23 protein-coding genes are annotated in these 18,115 nt (G+C 69.0%); 11 read left to right on the top strand and 12 right to left on the bottom strand.

Annotated elements, in window-relative coordinates; all coding sequences use genetic code 11:
* Positions 1-194 precede the first annotated feature (194 nt).
* Both P3102_RS32600 and P3102_RS32595 read right to left on the bottom strand, forming a co-directional pair.
* Positions 195-443, bottom strand: a complete 249-nt coding sequence (locus P3102_RS32600) for a hypothetical protein (RefSeq protein ID WP_276364453.1) — start codon at positions 441-443, stop codon at positions 195-197.
* Positions 430-819 carry a hypothetical protein gene (locus P3102_RS32595; RefSeq protein ID WP_276364451.1) on the bottom strand — a complete coding sequence of 130 codons (390 nt, stop codon included), beginning with the start codon at positions 817-819 and terminating at the stop codon, positions 430-432. Before P3102_RS32595 ends, P3102_RS32600 begins: the two co-directional genes overlap by 14 nt.
* A 129-nt stretch (positions 820-948) precedes the next feature.
* Here P3102_RS32595 and P3102_RS32590 point away from each other — a divergent pair, with 129 nt between their 5' ends.
* Positions 949-2,214: a helix-turn-helix transcriptional regulator gene (locus P3102_RS32590; protein ID WP_276364449.1), complete on the top strand. Its 1,266-nt coding sequence runs from the start codon at positions 949-951 to the stop codon at positions 2,212-2,214.
* Here P3102_RS32590 and cutA read toward each other — a convergent pair.
* On the bottom strand, positions 2,175-2,498 hold the full coding sequence (gene cutA, locus P3102_RS32585; RefSeq protein WP_276364448.1) for a divalent-cation tolerance protein CutA: 324 nt from the start codon (positions 2,496-2,498) through the stop codon (positions 2,175-2,177). The genes P3102_RS32590 and cutA overlap by 40 nt on opposite strands.
* 267 nt (positions 2,499-2,765) lie before the next feature.
* Between cutA and P3102_RS32580 the strand changes: the two genes are divergently transcribed.
* From P3102_RS32580 to P3102_RS32570, 3 genes are all read left to right on the top strand, one after another.
* On the top strand, positions 2,766-3,440 hold the full coding sequence (locus tag P3102_RS32580) for an oxidoreductase (protein WP_276364447.1): 675 nt from the start codon (positions 2,766-2,768) through the stop codon (positions 3,438-3,440).
* A gap of 36 nt (positions 3,441-3,476) precedes the next feature.
* Positions 3,477-3,827, top strand: coding sequence for a PLDc N-terminal domain-containing protein (locus P3102_RS32575; protein WP_276364446.1), 351 nt, complete (start codon positions 3,477-3,479; stop codon positions 3,825-3,827).
* Positions 3,828-4,011: 184 nt separating this feature from the next.
* Positions 4,012-4,428 (top strand): nitroreductase family deazaflavin-dependent oxidoreductase, encoded by a 417-nt coding sequence (locus P3102_RS32570; protein ID WP_276364445.1) that lies wholly within the window; start codon positions 4,012-4,014, stop codon positions 4,426-4,428.
* A 60-nt stretch (positions 4,429-4,488) separates the two neighbouring features.
* Here P3102_RS32570 and P3102_RS32565 read toward each other — a convergent pair whose 3' ends face one another.
* Together P3102_RS32565 and P3102_RS32560 are read right to left on the bottom strand one after the other, a co-directional pair.
* On the bottom strand, positions 4,489-5,670 hold the full coding sequence (locus tag P3102_RS32565) for an acyltransferase (RefSeq protein WP_276364444.1): 1,182 nt from the start codon (positions 5,668-5,670) through the stop codon (positions 4,489-4,491).
* 96 nt (positions 5,671-5,766) lie between these two features.
* Positions 5,767-7,092: an FAD-binding oxidoreductase gene (locus tag P3102_RS32560; RefSeq protein WP_276364442.1), complete on the bottom strand. Its 1,326-nt coding sequence runs from the start codon at positions 7,090-7,092 to the stop codon at positions 5,767-5,769.
* Between the two features lie 70 nt (positions 7,093-7,162).
* On the opposite strand from P3102_RS32560, the gene P3102_RS32555 reads away from it, so the two are divergent.
* Entirely contained in the window at positions 7,163-8,047 is an 885-nt protein-coding gene (locus P3102_RS32555) for a LysR substrate-binding domain-containing protein (RefSeq protein ID WP_276364441.1), read from the top strand.
* Here P3102_RS32555 and P3102_RS32550 read toward each other — a convergent pair.
* The 5 genes from P3102_RS32550 to P3102_RS32530 form a co-directional block, all read right to left on the bottom strand.
* The gene (locus P3102_RS32550) at positions 8,016-9,110 is read right to left on the bottom strand and encodes a class I SAM-dependent methyltransferase (protein WP_276364439.1); all 1,095 of its coding nucleotides are present in this window, start codon (positions 9,108-9,110) and stop codon (positions 8,016-8,018) included. The two genes, P3102_RS32555 and P3102_RS32550, sit on opposite strands and share 32 nt — an antisense overlap.
* Positions 9,111-9,235: 125 nt before the next feature.
* Positions 9,236-10,060 carry an NAD(P)H-binding protein gene (locus P3102_RS32545; protein ID WP_276364438.1) on the bottom strand — a complete coding sequence of 275 codons (825 nt, stop codon included), beginning with the start codon at positions 10,058-10,060 and terminating at the stop codon, positions 9,236-9,238.
* The gene (locus tag P3102_RS32540) at positions 10,057-10,677 is read right to left on the bottom strand and encodes an antibiotic biosynthesis monooxygenase (RefSeq protein WP_276364436.1); all 621 of its coding nucleotides are present in this window, start codon (positions 10,675-10,677) and stop codon (positions 10,057-10,059) included. Before P3102_RS32540 ends, P3102_RS32545 begins: the two co-directional genes overlap by 4 nt.
* 164 nt (positions 10,678-10,841) lie before the next feature.
* A complete protein-coding gene (locus tag P3102_RS32535; protein ID WP_276364435.1) occupies positions 10,842-12,065 on the bottom strand; it encodes an RNA polymerase sigma factor in 1,224 nt (407 codons plus the stop codon).
* Complete coding sequence (locus P3102_RS32530; RefSeq protein WP_276364433.1) at positions 12,053-12,421, bottom strand: YciI family protein; 369 nt, start codon at positions 12,419-12,421, stop codon at positions 12,053-12,055. Before P3102_RS32530 ends, P3102_RS32535 begins: the two co-directional genes overlap by 13 nt.
* Before the next feature lie 160 nt (positions 12,422-12,581).
* Here P3102_RS32530 and P3102_RS32525 point away from each other — a divergent pair, with 160 nt between their 5' ends.
* From P3102_RS32525 to P3102_RS32515, 3 genes are read left to right on the top strand one after another with little or no spacing between them, the layout of a single operon-like run.
* Positions 12,582-12,914: a PadR family transcriptional regulator gene (locus P3102_RS32525; RefSeq protein WP_276364431.1), complete on the top strand. Its 333-nt coding sequence runs from the start codon at positions 12,582-12,584 to the stop codon at positions 12,912-12,914.
* Positions 12,911-13,723: an ATP-binding cassette domain-containing protein gene (locus P3102_RS32520; protein ID WP_276364430.1), complete on the top strand. Its 813-nt coding sequence runs from the start codon at positions 12,911-12,913 to the stop codon at positions 13,721-13,723. The genes P3102_RS32525 and P3102_RS32520 overlap by 4 nt, the downstream gene beginning before the upstream one ends.
* Complete coding sequence (locus P3102_RS32515; protein ID WP_276364428.1) at positions 13,720-14,406, top strand: ABC transporter permease; 687 nt, start codon at positions 13,720-13,722, stop codon at positions 14,404-14,406. Before P3102_RS32520 ends, P3102_RS32515 begins: the two co-directional genes overlap by 4 nt.
* Here P3102_RS32515 and P3102_RS32510 read toward each other — a convergent pair.
* Positions 14,390-15,193 carry an SDR family NAD(P)-dependent oxidoreductase gene (locus tag P3102_RS32510; protein WP_276364427.1) on the bottom strand — a complete coding sequence of 268 codons (804 nt, stop codon included), beginning with the start codon at positions 15,191-15,193 and terminating at the stop codon, positions 14,390-14,392. The two genes, P3102_RS32515 and P3102_RS32510, sit on opposite strands and share 17 nt — an antisense overlap.
* 79 nt (positions 15,194-15,272) lie before the next feature.
* Here P3102_RS32510 and P3102_RS32505 point away from each other — a divergent pair, with 79 nt between their 5' ends.
* The 3 genes from P3102_RS32505 to P3102_RS32495 all read left to right on the top strand — a co-directional run bounded on the left by P3102_RS32505 (position 15,273) and on the right by P3102_RS32495 (position 17,163).
* Positions 15,273-15,827 (top strand): TetR/AcrR family transcriptional regulator, encoded by a 555-nt coding sequence (locus P3102_RS32505; protein WP_276364425.1) that lies wholly within the window; start codon positions 15,273-15,275, stop codon positions 15,825-15,827.
* A 110-nt stretch (positions 15,828-15,937) separates the two neighbouring features.
* Positions 15,938-16,705, top strand: coding sequence for an SDR family oxidoreductase (locus P3102_RS32500; protein WP_276364424.1), 768 nt, complete (start codon positions 15,938-15,940; stop codon positions 16,703-16,705).
* A gap of 296 nt (positions 16,706-17,001) precedes the next feature.
* On the top strand, positions 17,002-17,163 hold the full coding sequence (locus tag P3102_RS32495; protein ID WP_276364422.1) for a hypothetical protein: 162 nt from the start codon (positions 17,002-17,004) through the stop codon (positions 17,161-17,163).
* A gap of 10 nt (positions 17,164-17,173) precedes the next feature.
* On the opposite strand, the gene P3102_RS32490 is transcribed toward P3102_RS32495, so the two are convergent.
* Entirely contained in the window at positions 17,174-17,875 is a 702-nt protein-coding gene (locus P3102_RS32490) for a hypothetical protein (RefSeq protein WP_276364421.1), read from the bottom strand.
* Positions 17,876-18,115: the final 240 nt, after the last annotated feature.

Genomic DNA, 18,115 nt, shown 5'->3' with positions numbered 1-18,115 from the left:
TTCCTGGTTGTGGGTTGACGCCGGAGCCGGTGCGCCCGGCAAAGTGGCCTGGGCTACGCACCAGCCCCGGCTCCATCAGCGGTCACGCCGCCGATGGCCTTGGATGCCTGGCCAGTGCGCGCCGGGGATAGCTGACGCACTGACCAGGCGGCTCGGCGCCACGCGGGAAGAGGGTGGCGCGACGCCGGGCCGGACTATGGCGACGGATCGGTTGCCACCGCTTCGATGCCGAATGGGTCCAGATATTCGTCCTGGCCGTCCAGTTCGCGGGCACGCCGAGCGAGCGCGGCGCCGATCTGCACCAGGTCCCGGCCGAGCTTCCGAAGTCCGGCCGCGTAGTTCTCGTCCGAGTGCTGCGAGGTCAGGAGGTCCAGCGTGACCTTGCCGATGTCGGTGTTGACCCGCGCCAGACCGGCGAGAAGGTCGCGGTCACGCTTGTCCACTGCGCGCCTCCGCGTTCGCCGTGATCAGCAGGTCACGACACAACGGGCATCGCGTCTTGGCCGACGGTGCCGCGATCCGGTCCCGGCTGATGCTGCCGCGCTCGTGGCGCCGCGGCTCCGGCCGGTTCTCCTCACACCACGGCAGCAACATCGGCGGCCAGTCCGCACCCGGCGTGAGCTGCGCACGCCGGTACAGGTGCGCCTCGGCACCGAGGAGAAACCCGCGCCACTCGTACCCGGCCGCCCTCGACACCGAGCCGCGCCGAGGCGACGGAACGCCCACGCACGGCCGCCGCCGGCGGGACTGGTCGTACCCGAGGTCCGAGGGTCCACTGCTACGGCCCCGGCCAGGGGCCTGATCAGTCCAGATAGTCACGATGTTGACGCTAAGAGCGATAATGCCTGGTGAGAGGAGCCCCGAAGGGTGGCCATCCCTAGGGAGTGGCCAGAAACCGGGGCCGGACGGATGATGGCCACTGTGAGCCGGTCGACGTGAGGGGTACCTGTGGAGCAAGACAGCATCGGTGAATTGCTCCAGACCCTGCGCAAGGCGTCCGGACGATCGCAAGCCGATCAGGCCGAAGTGCTGTCCGAGCTTTCGGGACAGGCCATCACGAGAAACGAGATATCCCGGTGGGAATCCGAGCGACGGCTGGTCACGCCGTTCTGGCAACAACACATTGCCCAAAGCTTCGGAACAGGCATCGACGAGATCAAGTGCGCGGTTTCGGCAACGCGGGTACGACGACGAAAGGAAAGGATGGGCGGTGGCGTTCAGCGGCGCGAATTCATCGGGATAATGGCGGCTCTGGCAATTCCGATCGCGCGCACGGAGCAACCAACCATGCGCCGAATTGGCCACTCCGATGTGTCCGAATTGCGGCGCCGGACAGCCCGGTTGCGACGCCTTGACAACATCATGGGCGGCGCCGAAACGTTCCCGATCTATAGCGCCGAAGTGAACTTCACCTGCCAGTTGATTCGCGATTCCAGCCACACAACCGAGATCGGTAAGGACATACTTTCACTGCTCGCCGAACAACAGCAGCAGGCTGGATGGTCCGCATTCGACTGCGGTCAGTATGCGACCGCGCAGCGGTTCTACGCAGACAGCCAAAAAGCCGCCGAGGACGCACAGGCGATGGATCTTGCCGGGAACGCCATCGCCTACGCCGCGTATCAGCAGACCGCGACTCGGCAAGACGGCACGGCGCTGGCGACAAGTTCGTACGAGGTCGCCCGCCTGGTCGCCACACCAAAAGTCGGTGCTCTGCTACTCGAGCGGAAGGCATGGGCGCACGCGACGGCCGGTGAAGCGTCCGAGGCGGACCGTGCGCTGAACCTCGCACGCGAGGCACTGAACGCGCCGTCCGACCGGCCGGAACCGGATTGGGTGTTCTGGGTCGACGCCGCCGAGATCGACATCATGACCGGCCGCTGTTGGACCGAACTCCGGCGACCGTTGCGCGCGGTCCCGGTGCTCGAACGGGTCCTGGCGGACTTCGACGACACGCACGCACGCGACAAGGCGCTGTATCTGACGTGGCTGGCCACGTCCTACCTCCAGGCTCGCGAAGTCGACCAGGCCGCGGCGACGCTGGGCCATGCGGCGGACCTCGCTGCGGGTGTCACGTCAGTCCGTCCGGCACGTCGGATCGAAACGGTGGCGCGCCGACTCGCCCGCCACCGTTCGACACCTGCCGTCGCCGACCTCCTCGCCCGGCTGGAGGCTCAGCGAGGCCGGGTGGACTCCTCGGCCCACGCCAGATAGTCGGCCGAGCCGCGGACCAGCTCGACGGCCGTCACCTCGGGCTTGTCCCAGGGGTGGTTCACGATGATGTGCGCCTCCAGCTCGGCGTACCGCGCGTCAGTCGTCTTGAACGTCACATTGAACTCCTCGCCCTGTCCACTTTCGCCGAGGTGCCAGAAGAACGACGTCACCGGGCCGACGACCTGAGCGGTACCAGCGAGGCGCGCGGCGACGGCCGAGCCCGCCAGCTGCTCACCGGACTCCCGATCGGGGGTTGCTGTGGTCACCACAAGATGAACAGTCATGACGACCAGAGTAGAACCCGCGATCAGCGATGCCAGCCGCCAGGAAATCCCAGTAGGCATCCGGCAGGTTCGGATACTGCCGCCGAAGCTCGGCGTAACGGTCGCTCATCGGAGCCTTTTGTAGTTGGCCCCTCGTCCCACTTCAGTCCCACGATCACCGCGTTTTAGCTGTTGAAACGGGGTATAGCCGTCACCCGGTCACCATAACAACGAAGGCCCGCTCTCGTTTCGGCCGTGACCGAAGCGTTCCGCACCTAGCGTGGCGACATGGAGAACCCGTTGATCGAAGCCCCTGTCCCGCCGGTGCCGCAGGAGGTCGAGCCGGGGGGCGTCGGGTGGTTGCGGGCGAAGGTCGCCCGGTTCAGCCGTCCGGAGGACCACGCGCGGCGGCGGGCGCTGGTGCTCGCCGAGCTCGCGTCGATGGGGTCGTTGCGGGACAAGGCTTTCACGCTCACTCGGGAACTGCAGGACGGCGAGGTGGATCGGATTTCGTGGACGGTCCCGGTCGCCGTGCTGTCGGCCGAGCTCGGTCTGCCGGACGTTTCCCGCGACATCGCGACGGTGTCCGGCAGCTATCACCCGCAGACGGAAATCACGGACGACGCCGAAGAAGCGATGCGACGGCTGATCGAGCGCTGCGGTGGTGACGTCGACGAGCGGACGGCCGCGCGGATCGGGCTCCTGGTCCAGGCCTGTGACGCGACGGCCAGGCTGCTCGGGAAGGCGCTGGCCGCTCACCGGTCCGGTGAGGACGCCGAGAGTCTGCTCGATCGGGTGCTGCGCGAGGATCCGCCGGTCCGGCTCACCCGGCGGTGGGTCGGTGGCGAGGTGGTCGAGGTGGATCTGTCGGATCGGCCGTTCGGCGCAGGGCCCAAGCGGTGCCCGGGAGAAGCACAGGCGCTGCGTGTGGCCGCGGGAATTCTCGACGCCCTCTTGTGCTAAGAATTACCCGGTCATCTGGAACTGGGGAGTCTTTCGATGCTGTATTTCAATGGTTTCTTCGGCGTTCTCACGCTCGGTTTGTGGATCTTCTGCATCGTCGACGTGATCACCACGGACGAGGGATCGTGCCGCAACCTGCCGAAGGGGATGTGGCTGCTGCTGGTGCTGATCGTCCCGCTGATCGGCTCGATCGTCTGGCTGGTCGCCGGTCGTCCGCAGGGCGCCGTCCGCGCCCCGCGCGGCCGGTACGAGCGGGAGACACCGGCGTTCCCGGAGTACGACCGGCCGGGCCGGTTCGCCGCGACGAGTGCCGAAGACGACGAGGAGTTCCTCCGCAAGTGTCGGGAGCGAGCCGAGGAACAGCGCCGCAAGGCGCGCGAAGGCTGAGTGCCTGCCGGTGAACCCACCTCCGCGATCGACGCAAGGCACGACCTGGTGAAGCCCTGGCACCGTGACAGCGGGGCCCCGGCCGGGAGGGGACACGGATTCCGTCCGCTCCACGAGTCCGTCCTCAGCCGCGCAGACAGGGGCTGAGTAGCCTCGGCGTAAAGATCGACACACTGGAGGAAACATGTCCGAAGCCTTGGACTGGAACAAGAACATCATCAAGGAGTTCCGCGAGAACGAGGGCAAGGTGGGCGGCCCGTTCGAGGGCGGCTCGCTGCTGCTGCTCACCACCATCGGGGCGAAGAGCGGCGAGCCGCGGACCTCGCCGCTCGCATACGCGGAAGAAGACGGCAAGTACATCGTCGCCGCCTCGTACGCCGGGGCGGACAAGAACCCGGCCTGGTATCACAACATCGTGGCGAACCCGAAGGTCACCATCGAGGTCGGCACGGAGAAGTTCGACGCGACCGCGACCGTGGTGCTCGAAGACCGCGCCGAGCGTGACCGTCTCTACGCGAAGATGGTCAGCCTCATGCCGGGCTTCGGCGACTACGAGAAGAAGACCGACCGGGTGATCCCGATCGTCACGATCTCCCGCTGACCTCGGTATTCAGTCCTCTGGAGGCGGTGCTCCACCGCAGCCAGAGGACGAAAGGCGGGGTCAGCGCGCGCCGCTGGGGGCTTCGACGGCGCTCGGCCGCTCGAGTTCGGCTTCGGCCGCACGCAGCGCCTTGCGCTCCTGGCGGCGCGCGATCAGCTTCTTGCCGGTGAGGATCATCGGCTGCTCGACCCAGCGGTGGATGAGATCCGCGATCCCGAGCCCGACCGCGAACACGGTGAGCGCGCTGATCATCCGGTGCTCGCCCAGCGGCGGGATCGCCGCGACCACGGCGAAGTGCACCGGACCCTGCAGCAGGTAGAGCGAGTACGAGCGTTCACCGACGAACCGCATCACCTTCGTCGCCAGCAGCCGGCGCAGCGGCCCCGGCGAGATCAGCACGACCAGCAACATCGCCGAAAGCAGGCCGTAGGCGATCAGCAGGCCGAGGTTGCTGCCGGTCTCCCACCACAGGCTTTCCATGTTGACGTGCAGTACGGCGAACACACCGAACACCGGGATCGCCGCGAGCGGATGGGTCAGCGGTTTGAGCACCGCGTAGGACCGGCGGTAGTGCATCGCGATCGCCAGCACGCAGCCGATCAGCAGGATCGCGTAGTGCACTGTCGACCGGTAGATCGGCACCTGCGGCCCGTTGAGCACCCAGCCGCTGGTGACCCCCACCAGCCCGGCCATCACCGCGAACGCGGCGAACGCCAGCGCGAGTTTGCGCCAGGCCGCGGCCAGCCCGACGGCACCCGCGACCACGAGCAGGAACGGCCAAACCAGGTAGAACTTCTCCTCGATGCCCAGTGTCCACGAGCCGCTGAAGAAGTTGTCGGTGCCGTTGCCGCCGCTGCCGGGGAAGAACTCGTTGAAAAACGTCAGGTAGTACTTCAGCGCGTGCGGGAAATCACGGGTGAAGAACTCGCCGCGCAGCCACACGAAGATGACGATCCCGCCAAGGATCACCAGGTACGGCGGCAAGATCCGGAACACCCGCCGCACGTAGAACGCCGAAAGCGAGATCCGGCCGGTCCGGTCCTGTTCACGCAGCAGCAGCGTCGTGATCAGGAAACCGGACAGCACGAAGAAGATGTAGACACCGACCCAGCCGGACAGCCAGTTCCACTTCGGACCCGCGAAGTGGAAGAGGATCACGATGGTGGCCGCGATGGCGCGCAGGCCGTCGAGCGCGGGGAATCGACGCATGGCGAGGAACTCGTCATGGTCCAAAGTACGCACGGTGCCCCCTAATGGCGTTTCGGCCCGGAAGTATACGGGGCCCGCCCACGGTGCCTTCGCCCCCGGATGGAGGCCGTCCACCAGGGGATTCGGAGATCACCGCGCCGGTTCGACGTTATGCGTCAGCCGGAATCGGTTCGCCGGGTCGACGGCGGCCTTGACCTCGGCGAGCCGCCGCAGATCAGCCGGGGAATAGACCTTGGACGCTTCTTCACCCGCGCCGCTCTCGCCGTAGACGAAGGTCAGCAGTTTGCCGGTCGACCAGGGCTTCAGCGCGTCGAACAACTTCCCGTGGGCGGCCTTGATCTCGGCCATGCCCGCCTCGTCCACGACGGACAGTGCCCGGACGGTGAAGCGGGCGTCACGGTCCCACCCGACGCCGGGGTGCTCGGGCGGGTCGGACAGCGCGCCGCCGAGCAGATCCAGCAGGACGACGGTCGGCACCGGGGCGTCCGGACCGGCGTGTTCGAGGATCGCGTCGAGCATCGCGTCGTTGAGTTCGGGCACGGTGACGTTGTCGGCGCGGTAGCCGTGCGGGAACGGCGGCTCGTTCGCGATCTTGCCCGATTCGGTGTACGGGAGCTCGGTGAGCGTGTCGCCCAGCACGGGGGCGGCGGCCCGCAGGGGCGCGACCAGGCGTTCGCCCTCGGCGGCGTCGCCGAGGTAGGCGATCCGGATCTGCGCGACATGCTGCCCGCGCAGCGGTTCGGGCACCATCGGCAGCTCCGGCATCGGGACCATGCCCAGCGAAGATGTCATCTCCCGCGGCATCTCCGTCGCCCAATCGCGCCAGGTGTGGAGTACCGCCGACAGCGACGCGGTGCCGAATTGCAGGCTGCCGCCGTACACCCGGGTGACCGGGACGAGCCGGAACTCGAGCGCGGTGACGATGCCGAAGTTGTCACGGCCGCCGCGCAGCGCCCAGAAGAGGTCTTGTTCGGTGTCCGGGGTGGCGCGGCGGAGTTCGCCGTCGGCGGTCACGACCTCGATCGCGGTCACCTGGTCGGTGGCCAGGCCGTACTTGCGGCCGAGCAGGCTGAACCCGCCGCCGAGGGTGTAGCCGACGACGCCGACGCCGGGGAAGGAGCCACTGAGCGGCGCCAGCCCGTGTCCGGCGGCCGCTTCGACGACCGCGCCCCAGCGCACGCCCGCCTCGACCCGTGCGATCCCGTCGTCGATCCGGATCCCGGTCATGCGGTGGGTGGTGACGAGGACGCCGCTGTCGAACGGGACGCCCACGCCGTGTCCGGTCGAGTGGACGGCGATCGGGAGGTCGTGCTCGCCGGCGTAGCGGACGGCCTCGACGACGTCGGCGGCCGAAGCGGCGGGCACGATGACGTCGGGGTGGCGGGGCACGGCGGTCTGGAAACCGGCGAGTTCGTCGGCGTAATCCGGGTCGCCGGAGCGGAGCATGGTGGTCATGGCACCAGCGTGATCCCGATCCGGCCAGAAGTCCAAGATCTGGTTTGTCTGGCACCTAGAATCATCGGTTATGGAACTGCGTCAGCTCGAATACTTCGTCGCGGTGGCCGAGGAAGCGAATTTCACCCGCGCCGCCGAGCGGTTGCACGTCGCGCAGCCCGGTGTGAGCGCCCAGGTCCGCCGCCTCGAACGCGAACTCGGGCAGCCGCTGCTCGACCGGTCGGCCAGGTCGGTGCGGCTGACCGAGGTCGGCGCCGCCGCGCTCCCGTACGCGCGGGCCGCGCTCGCCGCCGTCGCCGGGGTGCGGCAGGCGGTCGACGACCTCACCGGCCTGGTCCGCGGTCAGGTCGCGATGGGCATGGTGTCCTCGCGCGGTCCGGTCAACCTCCCGGATCTGCTCGCGCGCTTCCACGAACGCCACGCGGGCGTGGACATCACGCTCGCCGAGGCGACTTCCGACGTCCTGCTCGCGGGTGTCGCCGACGGCCGGTTCGACATCGCGCTGATCGGGGTCTCCGGGGAACCGCCGCCCGGGATCGGGTTCGAGGTCGTCCTCGACGAGCCGCTCGTCGCCATCTCCGGGCCGGAGGATCCGCTCATCGCCGAGGCCACGATCACGCTGTCGGAGCTGGAAAGCCGCTCGCTGGTGAGCCTGCCGAAGGGCACCGGCATGCGCGCGATCGTCGACGCCGCCTTCCGCGCCGACGGCGCGCGGCCGCGGGTGACGCTGGAGGCGGGCGACCCGAACGTCGTCGCCGAACTGGTCGGCCGTGGGCTCGGCGTCGCCGTGGTGCCGATGTCGCTGGCGACGCACTACACGGAGCTGCACGCCATGGAGATCACCCGGCCGTCCGGGCTGCGCGCGAAACTGGCGCTGGCCTGGCGGACGGAGGGGCCGGTCAGCCCCGCCGCCCGCGTGTTCATCAGTCAGGCGCGGGCGCTGCTCGGGTTGTGAGCCGCCACAGCGAGGTCACCTCCCGCGCGCGGGCGTCGTGCGACGGAGCGGCCGGATCGGTGGCTCGCGGATGCCGGGGCCGGATGTCCTCCCGGCCCCGGATTTCCAGGCCGGACCGGTCGAACGCGGCCAGCAGTTCGTCGCGCGTGCGCAGGCCCAGCAGTTCGGCGAGGTCGGACAGGATCAGCCACGCCTCTCCGCCGGGCTCGAGATGCCGGGGCAGCCGGTCGAGAAACGCTTTGAGCATCCGGCTTCCCGGGTCGTAGACGGCGCGTTCGAGCGGAGTCCGCGCGCGGAACGGCAGCCAAGGCGGATTGCAGACGACCAGCGGTGCCCGGCCCGGCGGGAACACATCCGTTTCGACGGTTTCGATCCCGCCGAAACCGAGGCGTCCGAAATTCTCGCGCGCGCAGGCGAGCGCGCGGGGTTCGTTGTCCGTCGCCACCACACGCTCGACCCCTCGGTGCGCGAGGACCGCGGCGAGCACGCCGGTCCCGGTGCCGATGTCGAAGGCCAGTTTCTTGGTGGGCAAGGGAGTTCTCGCCACCAGATCGACGTACTCGCCGCGGACGGGGGAGAAGACCCCGTGGTGCGGATGGATCTTCGCGCCGAGCACCGGGATTTCGACGCCCTTCACCCGCCACTCGTGCGCGCCGACGACGCCGAGCAGTTCGCGCAAGGACACCAGCGACGCGGTCTGGGAAGGTCCGTAGACCTCGGCGCAAGCCTCGCGCACGTCCGGCCCGCGCCGTAGCGGCAGGACGTGGCCGGGATCCAGCGGAACCAGCAGCCTGCCGAGGAGCAGTGCGCGGCGAGAGTGATGGCTCCGCTGGTCCGGAAAGGCTTTCCCGGCCGCCGTACCGCACCGGCGGGACAACGCGGCGAGGAGGTTCCGCGCGCCGGGGAAGTCGCCGTACCAGGCGAGACCGGTGCCGGAAGTGGCCAGCCGGAACGCCTCGTCGGCGGTGATCCCGTCGTCGACGGTGACGACGGTTCGAGGCGGTTTCATGCCGACGGTGGTCAGCCAGCGCCGGCCACCGTCCTTTGTGGACAAGAGGTTCATGGTTTCCGTTCCTGGATCCGCCCGCGGCGAAGAGACCCCGCGGGCGTGGCTCGTCGGGGGCCAAGGTCGGGAACGGCGGCTAGCGGACCACCGCGGCATGAACCGGTGTCGACACGAACCCGAGCTTACCGGAACGCGGCGGCGTGCTCGGCGGCCCAGACCTCGAACTCCAGCGCGGGCCTGCCGGTGACGTCCTGGACGGTCGAGGTGGCCTCGCCGGGTTTCGCGACGAGCTCCTGGAAACCGCTCAAAATCGTGTCGACGATGAAGTCCGGCGTATTCGCGAGCATGGCCGCCCGCGTCTCCGCCAAGGGGGTCTCCTCCCAGCGCGCCGGACGGCCGGCGGCCTCGCCGATGACGCGCACCTGCTCGATCTGGGTGATCGGCCGCGGCCCGGTGAGCACGTACTTCGCTCCCGCGTGCCCGTTCCCGGTGAGCGCTTCGACGGCCACCGCGGCGATGTCCCGCTCGTGGATCATCGTCATGGCCGCCTCGCCGTACACGCCGCGGACGACGCCCTCCGCACGAATCGACGGCGCCCAGCCGAGGGTGTTCGCCGCGAACGCGTGCGGCCGCAGGAAGGTCCAGTCCACGCCCGCGGCTTCGATCGCCTCCTCGACGGTCCGGTGCCAGGTGCCGATGGCGTTGTCCTGTTCCGCCAAGGAATCGTCGACGGCTCCCGAGGACAGGAACACCACGCGCCGCACCCGTTCCCCGAGCAGGGACACGGTGGGCACCAGTGCCTCGGCGGATCCGGCGAGCATCAGGAACACCGTGTCGACGCCGTCGAGCACCGGGGCGATCGTGTCCGGATCCGTCAGGTCACCGCGGACCCCGTCCGGTGGCGGGTTCCGGCTCAGTGCCCGGACCGGGACGTCCCGCGCCCGCAACCGGGCGACCACCTGCGAGCCGACGTGGCCGGTGGCACCGGCGACCAGGATCGGTTTCATGCCGCCACCGCCGAGACGACCGGTCGGTACCGCTTGACCGACCCACCCGACATTCCCGGGTAGGTCCGCACTTTCTTCCACGTGTCCGTGGTGCCGATACCGTCGGCGCCGGGGGCCGCGAGCGCGGCGCGGTGCGCTGCGGCGCTGGTCCACTCGGCGTAGTTCAGCACCCTGGTCCCGTCGGTGCTGACGTGGAAATGCCCGCCGATGCCGCCTTCCGGCCGCGCGGGTTCCGAAGCCGGCGCTTCGAAGACGAGGTCGATCCAGTCGCGTTGCCGTCGCTCGTCGGGGCCTTCGAACTCGACCGAGACGATCACGAGGCAGCCGGGCACCCCTTCGCCGCGCTGCCCGCGGTAAAGCCGGAAAACGGGCGCGCCGTCCAAATCCTGGATGGCGTCTTCGCCGGTCCACTGCTCGTAAGTGAAGGCGCCGTCGTGGTCGATGCCCTCGTAGGCGGTGAAGGAGACGAGCCCTTCGGCCCCGTTCGCCCGCGCCTCGAACGCCGCCCGCGCCGAGCCGGCGTCCGGGTACTCCCTCGCCACCGCGACCAGCCCGGCTGCCGGCTCCGGCCAATGTCCCTTGTGGATGGTCATTTTCTCGATCCCCTCTTCGGTCATGCCTCCAGCATCGAACCTGAACCCAGGGTGAAGTCAAGCAGGACGGCGTTCTGCGAGCGCCAGAGCCTCATCGGCGGCAGGCGGACCAGCGGAAACCGGCGCCCGCGGTGCGTCCTGGTGAACTCCGGTGCCGTCCTCGCCGCCAAGGGGCCCGGTGCGGCCGATCAACGACCGACCACGCTCATTTTTCGTTCCAGCAGCCGTCTTTCGGCGCTGTTGCCTGCTCTTCGGATCGCCGCTTCGTACTCGCGTGCCGATTCCGTCCCGCGGCCGGCGCGATGCAGCAGATCGGCGCGGATGGCGTGGTAGAGGTGGTACTCCTCCAGTTCGAGGCCGTCGATCGCGGCGAGCGCCGCCGCCGGGCCGTCGACTTCCGCCACCGCGACGGCCCGGTTGAGCGCCACGATCGGGGTCGGGTTCAGTTCCAGCAGCAGGTCGTACAGCTGGACTATCTGCGACCAGTCCGTGCCCGCCGTGTCGGCGGCGTCGCTGTGGACGGCGTTGATCGCCGCCTGGATCTGGTACGGCCCCGGCTGGTCGCGCCGCAGGCACGCGCGGACCAGCGCCTGTCCTTCGTCGATCAGCTTCCGGTCCCACCGTGACCGGTCCTGCTCGGCCAGCAGCACGACGTCGCCGTCCGCGCCGGTGCGGGCCGCGCGGCGGGCTTCGGTCAGCAGCATCAGTGCCAGCAGCCCGGTGGCCTCCGGCTCGTCCGGCATGAGGCCGGTCAGCAGCCTGCCGAGCTGGATCGCCTCGGCGCACAGGTCCTCCCGCACCAGCCGCTCGCCGGAAGTGGCCGCGTAGCCCTCGTTGAACACGAGGTAGATCACCGCGAGCACCGAACGCAGCCGGTCCGGCAGGTCGGCGTCGTCCGGGACGCGGTACGGGATCTTCGCGTCGCGGATCTTGCCCTTCGCCCGGACGAGCCGCTGCGCCATCGTCGCTTCGGGAACGAAGAACGCGTGGGCGATCTCGGCGGTGGTCAACCCACCCAGCAGTTTCAGGGTCAGCGCGACCTGCGAAGGGACGGCCAGCGCGGGGTGGCAGCAGGTGAAGATCAGCCGTAGCCGGTCATCGTGCACGGGCCCTGCCTCCTCCGCTGGTTCGTTGTCGGCGTTGAGCAGCGCGGCCTGCGCGTGCTTGTCGTCGCGTGCCGCGTCCCGCCGCAGGCGGTCGACGGCCTTGTTGCGGGCGGTCGTGATGATCCAGCCCGCCGGGCTCGGCGGTGGACCGGTGGACGGCCACCGGTCCACCGCCGCCGCGAAGGCGTCCTGGACCGCGTCCTCGGCGATGTCGATGTTGCCGAAGACGCGGACCAGCACGGACACCGCGCGGCCGTACTCCTCGGTGAAGACACGGCCGATGTCTTCGGTGGTCAGGGGACGCACGAAGGGTCTTCCACACCCTGGAACGGCCGGACCTCGACCGGCAGGTGGGTGATCTCGGTGACCCGTCGGCCCCAGTCGAGCGCGGCGTCCAGATCCGGTACTTCGACGATGGTGAAACCGCCGAGGTGCTCCTTTCCTTCGATGTACGGGCCGTCCGTCATCGTGATCCCGCCGTTCTCCGTGGCGCGGAGCACGGTCGCCGTGGTCGGCGGGTGGAGTCCGGCGGCGAACACCCAGACGCCCGCGGTCTTCATCTCGTCGTTGAGCGCCTGGATCTTGCGCATCACCGGTTCGAGCACCTCCGGCGGCGGGACGGGGCCGTCGGGGTGATACAGGCTTATCAGGTACTGGGTCATGGCGTCCTCCTCGATCGTGCGGTTGTCACTCCCTATACGAAGGGCGTCCCACCGATTCGACAGTGGCGGCGATTTTTCCCCCTTTTTTCTTTCCACGCACATCGGCGCAGGTCAAACTAGCTTGTGGTGCTATCTAGATAGTGCTGCTACATTGCTTCTTGTGGATCAGGACCGGCGAGGCCAATGGCTGCGGGGAGTGCTGGCGCCCTGCGTGCTGGCGCTGGTCGCGGAGCGGGAGTCCTACGGCTACGAGCTGGCCCAAGCGCTCGACGCGGCCGGGCTGGGCCCCATCCAGGGCGGCACGCTCTATCCGGTGCTGCTGCGGCTGCAACGGTTCGGCCTGGTCACCGCGAGCTGGCGGGACGGGACGGCCGGGCCCGCGCGCAAGTACTACCGGATCACCGCGGACGGCCGGGAAACACTGCGGCACGCCACCGCCGACTGGCAGGAGTTCTCCGCCGGGGTGGCCTCGATCTTGCGGGAGGGAAGATGAACCACGACGGATGGCTTTCCGCGCTGACGCACGAGCTGCGTCGTCGCGGTGTCGCCGGGGAGGCGGCGCGGCAGGTGGTCGCGGAGGCGGCGGTGCACCTGCGGGAAAGCGGCGGAGACCCGATGCGGGTCTTCGGGCCGCCCGCCGCCTACGCCTCGGCCGTGGCCGAAAGTGTGGGACGGCCGAGGCGCCGTCCCGGCGAGGTGCTGCTGGAGGCTCGGGGCATCACGAAGAAATACGGCCGCCGGACGGTGCTGGACGACGTCGGCCTCGTGGTGCGCTCCGGGGAGATCGCCGCGGTGATCGGGGCGAACGGCTGCGGCAAGAGCACCTTCCTGAGCATCTGCGCCGGGCTCACCGGCGCGGACGAGGGCGAGGTCCGCGTGCGTGGTGCGCTCGGCTACTGCCCGCAGGACGCCGGCACGGCGGACTTCCTCGACGCGGAAGAGCATTTCGCGCTGATCGGCGCCGGCCGCGGGATGGCCCGCGAGGAGTCGGCCCGGATCGGGGCGGCCCGTGCCGCGGCGCTGGACTGGACGCCCGCGCGGGGTGGGCAGGCCCGGCACCTTTCCGGCGGGACCCGGCAGAAGCTGAACCTCGTGCTCGCCGGGCTCGGCGAACCGGACGTGCTCCTGCTCGACGAGCCCTACCAGGGTTTCGACAAGGGTTCCTACCTCGACTTCTGGCATCAGGTGTGGCAATGGCGGGAGGCGGGCAAGGCGATCGTGGTGGTCACCCATCTGCTGAACCGGCTGGACCGGGTCGACACCGTCCTCGAACTCTCCCCGGCCAGGGAGGCGGTCGCGTGAAGAAGATCCTGACGGTCGCGGAGATGGCGCTGCGCGAACTGCTGCGGCGCCGGTCGGTCCTGCTGATCCTGATGCTGCTGCCGTTGCTGTTCTACTTGAGCAGGCGCGGCGATCACCTCGGCCAGTCCATCCGGTTCGTCTGCCTCGGTCTCGGCTGGGCGCTGAGCACCGCCGCGCTGTTCGCCGGCAGTGCGAGCCGTGCCATGGAACCCCGGCTGCGGCTCTCGGGTTACCGCCCGCATCAGCTGTACCTCGGCCGCCTGGGTGCACTGTGGACGGTCGGTTTCCTCTTGTCCGCGCCGTATTTCGTGCTGATCCTCGTCGACCAGCACGACGTCCGGTACGGCTCGGTCGCGCTGATCATGGCGCTGACGGTCGCCGTGTCGGCGCCGTTCGGGCTCGCGCTCAGTTCCGTGCTGCCGCGTGAACTCGAAGGGACGCTCGTGCTGCTGATGGTCATCGGGTTGCAGATGATGGCCGACCCGTCGGGCCTGATCGCGCGACTGCTGCCGTTCTGGTCCAGCCGCGAGATCGGCACCTACGCCATCGACCACACGGACGTCGGCTACCTGACCAGGGGGATCGCGCACGGGGTGCTTTCGTTCGTGTTCCTGCTCGGCGCGGTCGCCCTCGCGTCGGGAATCCGGCTGCGGCACCGCTCGCATCTCAAGTTCGTCCAGTGAGGCCTCGCAGTAGCCGGGCGGTCTCCTGATGGAGTCGCTCGGCTTCCTCGGGCGTGGCGTCGTCGAGTGCGAGGCGTTTGCCGCGCCGATAAGCGCTCAGCGGTGCCTCCGGGCGGTTCGCGATGAGATCGAGCATCGGCAGGATGGCCTTTTCCGGTGGAGTGCCAAGGGTCTTCGCGAGGACGCCGACCATCGCGCGCGAACTCCTGCCGAGGGCGCCTTGGTGGCTCGTGCGGACGAAACCGGGGTTGTAGAGCACGTATCGCACGTGGCCGGACGCCAGCCGGAGCGCGGACAACAGGACGAGCCTGCGGCTCTGGAGGTTCGCGATCTTCCAGGTGTAGCCCCGTTCGAGCTGGAGATCGTCCCAGTGGACGACGTTCCCCGGCGTGCCGGGGACGGTGGTGTCGAGGATCAGCGGCCGTTCGGCGGCAGTGAGGACCTCCTGGAGTTCCGACGCGAAGATGTGGCGGCTCAGGTAGTACAGCGCGAAGTTGTGTTCGAGGCCTTCGCCGGTCGTCTGCCGGTCCCGGTGCACGTACGCGGCCCCCAGCACCAGCGTGTCGACGACGGGGAACCGGGCGGCGATCTCCTTGGTGACGCGCAGGTTCTCCGCGACTTCACGCAGGTCGGCCTGGATGAAGTGCGCGTCGCCGTTCGCTGCCAGCGCGCGGAATTTCTCTTCACTGCGGCCCACCACGACGACGGTGTGGCCCGCGCGCAACCGGTCGGCCGCCAGCGCGCGGCCGAGTCCGTCGGTTCCCCCGGTGATCACGAGCGTGGACATGGTCGCCTCCTGTTCCGGAACACTGGATCCGGAAACCACCGTATCCGAAACACGCGCTCCGGAAAAGGTAGAATTCCTCATGACCACTTCGCGACGTCAGCGCTGGGACGCGGCGCGGAACCGGACGCAGGTGCTGGAGGCCGCACGTGAGTGCTTCGCCGAACGCGGTCTCGCGACCGACGTCCGGGAGATCGCGCGGCGGGCGAACGTCGGTGTCGCCACCCTGTACCGCCACTTCCCGACCAAGGACGACCTGATCGAAGCCGTGCTGGAGCAGGACGTCGCCGAGTGGACGGCCGTCTCCGAGCGCGCGAAGGCCGCCGAGGACCCGTGGGAGGGGATCGGCCTGTTCGTCGAGCGGACCCTGGCGATGATGGCTCTTCACCGGGCGTTCCTGGACGGGCTCACCGTCACCGAGGGCGCCCTCGAAGCCTGCCGGGCGCATCTCGCGGAGAGCCTCGACGGTCTCGTCGAACGCGCGCACCGAGAGGGACGCCTGCGGGCCGGGATCACCTCCGCCGACATCGGCCTGCAGATCCTCGCCCTCGGCCGGATCGTCGAATTGACCTCCGCGCAGGGCGATGACGTCTGGCGCAAGCACGCCGGTCTGGTCCTGGGCGCGCTCGCGTCGTGAGCTCCTGCCTGGTACTGCCGGACCCCGGCTGAACAGACCGTGCCATCTCCGGGCGGCGCCCGGTTTCCTGGACTCACAGCGCGAGAACGAGTCCACTTGGGAGACACAAAATGACGAACTTCCCGGCACGGCACGCGAACAGGGTCGCCGTGGTCACCGGCGCGTCCAGCGGGATCGGCGAGGCGACCGCCCGGCGGCTCGCCGCCTCCGGTGCGGCGGTCGCGCTCATCGCCCGGCGGGCGGACCGGCTGCAAACCCTGGCGGAGGGAATCGAGCGCGACGGCGGTACCGCGCTCGTGCTCGCGGCCGACGTCGCCGACGCCGAGGCGACGCGGGCCGCGGCGGCCGAGGTGGAGGCGAAACTGGGCCGCGCGGACCTGCTGTTCAACAACGCGGGCGTGATGCTGGCCGCGCCGATCGACGAACTCGCGACCGGCGACTGGCAGCGCATGATCGACGTCAACATGACGGGCCTGATGAACGCGATCGGCGCGTTCGTCCCGCATTTGGTGGCTTCGGCGGCCGAGAAGGGTGTCGCGGACCTGGTGAACACCTCGTCCATCGGCGCCCAGGCCGTCTTCCCGTCCTTCGCCGTGTACGTCGCGTCGAAGGCGTACGTGACGCATTTGTCGAAGAACCTTCGCGCCGACCTCGGCCCGAAGAGCGTGCGGGTCGCGGCGATCGAGCCGGGTCTGGTCGAGACCGAGCTTCAGGGACATGTCACCGACGCCGGCGCGCTGGAGTGGCTGGACGGCGCGCGCGAGACGCTGACCTGGCTGAAGCCGGACGACATCGCCGAGACCGTGGCGTTCCTGACCTCGCTCCCGGCACGGGTGAACCTCCAGCAGGTCACCGTGATGCCGACCGCGCAGGTCTGAACCGGGTTCAGGGGAGGAGGATCCGGGCGATGGCGCCGCCGCGGTGTCCGGATTCTCGAGGTGCTCGGTGCGCAGCGCGCCGGCGAGCCACAGGTTCGCGAAACCGTGTACCAGCGACCCCGTGGCGACTCCGGCCATCTCGTCATCGTTGTCGAACGACGCGCCGCTGGTCACCGCGCGACCGTGTCGCTGGTGGGTATTACGCGCGTACGCCGAACAGACCCTTTGCCCAAAGGAGACCTTAAGTCTTTCCCAAATCCGGGTCGTGTTCCGGAAATGGGCCCTACCATCCGAGAATGAAGATCTCCTTGTGGATCGGATTCTGTGGGTTGTGCGTCCTCGCCGGGCACCTGCTTCTCGGTGCGGTCGGTGTCGTACTGCTGATGAGCTGTCTCCCGGCGGGGCGCGATCACGAATCCGGTGGCAGAAAAGAGAAAACACCCGTGCGGCTGGGCTGAGGAGAAATCCTCAGCCCAGCGTGCTCGCGAAAGCGAGCGCGCCCAATGCCGGAATCGCCGCCGCCGTGAGCAGTATCGTCTTCCGGGTCGGTCGGGGACTTTCCAGTAAGGCGCGGATACCGGTCGGAACCAACGCGACACAAAGTCCGGCGGTGCCGATGATCGAAACGAATTCGGTTCCCTTCAACACGCCCAAAGGCAGCAGTCCCATCGTCGCCAGCCCGATCGAGCCGACGACGCCGAGCACCTTCGCGCGGTACGCGGCGAAGGCGAGCACGTACCAGCCGAACATGATCGTGAACGACAGGAAACTGAACAGATGCAGGTCCTGGTACGACTCGCTGACCACGCTCTCGGCGAAACCGGCGCCGCGTCGTTCGGCCAGTCCCAGCGCGGCCTGGTCGATCCCGGCGTGGAAGGTCCGTTCGAAGAGTCCGATGAGGACGAACAGGCCACCCCAGGCGGCCAGTGCCCGTCCGGTGCGGCCGATTTCCGTGGCGAGCGCGATGATCGCGGGGAACAGCACCACGTTGCCCGCCAGGAAACACGTGTACGCGGCCGTCATCAGGGCGGGATGCTCGCTCATCGCCCGGAGCTGTTCCGGGAAGAAGAAGTCGAAGCGTGACCGCAGCAGTGTTCCGGTGAGCAGCAGGAGCGGACCGAGGACCATCGAGACCGCGGCGACGCGGCGGCCGGGGAAAGTGGGGTTCATACCGACAAGCCTGCTGGGAGACGGCGGTTTCCGGATCGGACCGTGGGGGGGAGTTCGCTATCGGACCACGGGTTGAGCCGATCCGATGATTTCCTTGATCGGGTTTCCGGGGGGCCTTCACGCGACTACGAGCGCCCTCGGCAACCCGAGCTGTTCGAGTTCTTCACTCGCCGCGGCTCGCAACGCCGAGCGGGCCGCGATCGGCGATTCTCCGCCGTGCGCTGGGGAACCGCCGGCGAC

It is taken from the genome of Amycolatopsis sp. QT-25 (genome assembly GCF_029369745.1).
Classification (GTDB): Bacteria; Actinomycetota; Actinomycetes; order Mycobacteriales; family Pseudonocardiaceae; genus Amycolatopsis.
Note: the sequence above shows the minus strand (reverse complement) of the source record. Positions and strands in the feature narration are given on the sequence as shown.

Excerpts from the sequence above, each read along its gene's own strand:
- P3102_RS32510 (WP_276364427.1), bottom strand. The coding sequence starts at position 15,193 with ATGTCCACGCTCGTGATCACCGGGGGAACCGACGGACTCGGCCGCGCG.
- P3102_RS32570 (WP_276364445.1), top strand. The coding sequence starts at position 4,012 with ATGTCCGAAGCCTTGGACTGGAACAAGAACATCATCAAGGAGTTCCGC.
- P3102_RS32520 (WP_276364430.1), top strand. The coding sequence starts at position 12,911 with ATGAACCACGACGGATGGCTTTCCGCGCTGACGCACGAGCTGCGTCGT.
- P3102_RS32490 (WP_276364421.1), bottom strand. The coding sequence starts at position 17,875 with ATGAACCCCACTTTCCCCGGCCGCCGCGTCGCCGCGGTCTCGATGGTC.
- P3102_RS32530 (WP_276364433.1), bottom strand. The coding sequence starts at position 12,421 with ATGACCCAGTACCTGATAAGCCTGTATCACCCCGACGGCCCCGTCCCG.
- P3102_RS32505 (WP_276364425.1), top strand. The coding sequence starts at position 15,273 with ATGACCACTTCGCGACGTCAGCGCTGGGACGCGGCGCGGAACCGGACG.
- P3102_RS32500 (WP_276364424.1), top strand. The coding sequence starts at position 15,938 with ATGACGAACTTCCCGGCACGGCACGCGAACAGGGTCGCCGTGGTCACC.
- P3102_RS32495 (WP_276364422.1), top strand. The coding sequence starts at position 17,002 with ATGAAGATCTCCTTGTGGATCGGATTCTGTGGGTTGTGCGTCCTCGCC.
- P3102_RS32575 (WP_276364446.1), top strand. The coding sequence starts at position 3,477 with ATGCTGTATTTCAATGGTTTCTTCGGCGTTCTCACGCTCGGTTTGTGG.
- P3102_RS32555 (WP_276364441.1), top strand. The coding sequence starts at position 7,163 with ATGGAACTGCGTCAGCTCGAATACTTCGTCGCGGTGGCCGAGGAAGCG.
- P3102_RS32545 (WP_276364438.1), bottom strand. The coding sequence starts at position 10,060 with ATGAAACCGATCCTGGTCGCCGGTGCCACCGGCCACGTCGGCTCGCAG.
- P3102_RS32580 (WP_276364447.1), top strand. The coding sequence starts at position 2,766 with ATGGAGAACCCGTTGATCGAAGCCCCTGTCCCGCCGGTGCCGCAGGAG.
- P3102_RS32550 (WP_276364439.1), bottom strand. The coding sequence starts at position 9,110 with ATGAACCTCTTGTCCACAAAGGACGGTGGCCGGCGCTGGCTGACCACC.
- cutA (WP_276364448.1), bottom strand. The coding sequence starts at position 2,498 with ATGACTGTTCATCTTGTGGTGACCACAGCAACCCCCGATCGGGAGTCC.
- P3102_RS32540 (WP_276364436.1), bottom strand. The coding sequence starts at position 10,677 with ATGACCGAAGAGGGGATCGAGAAAATGACCATCCACAAGGGACATTGG.
- P3102_RS32560 (WP_276364442.1), bottom strand. The coding sequence starts at position 7,092 with ATGACCACCATGCTCCGCTCCGGCGACCCGGATTACGCCGACGAACTC.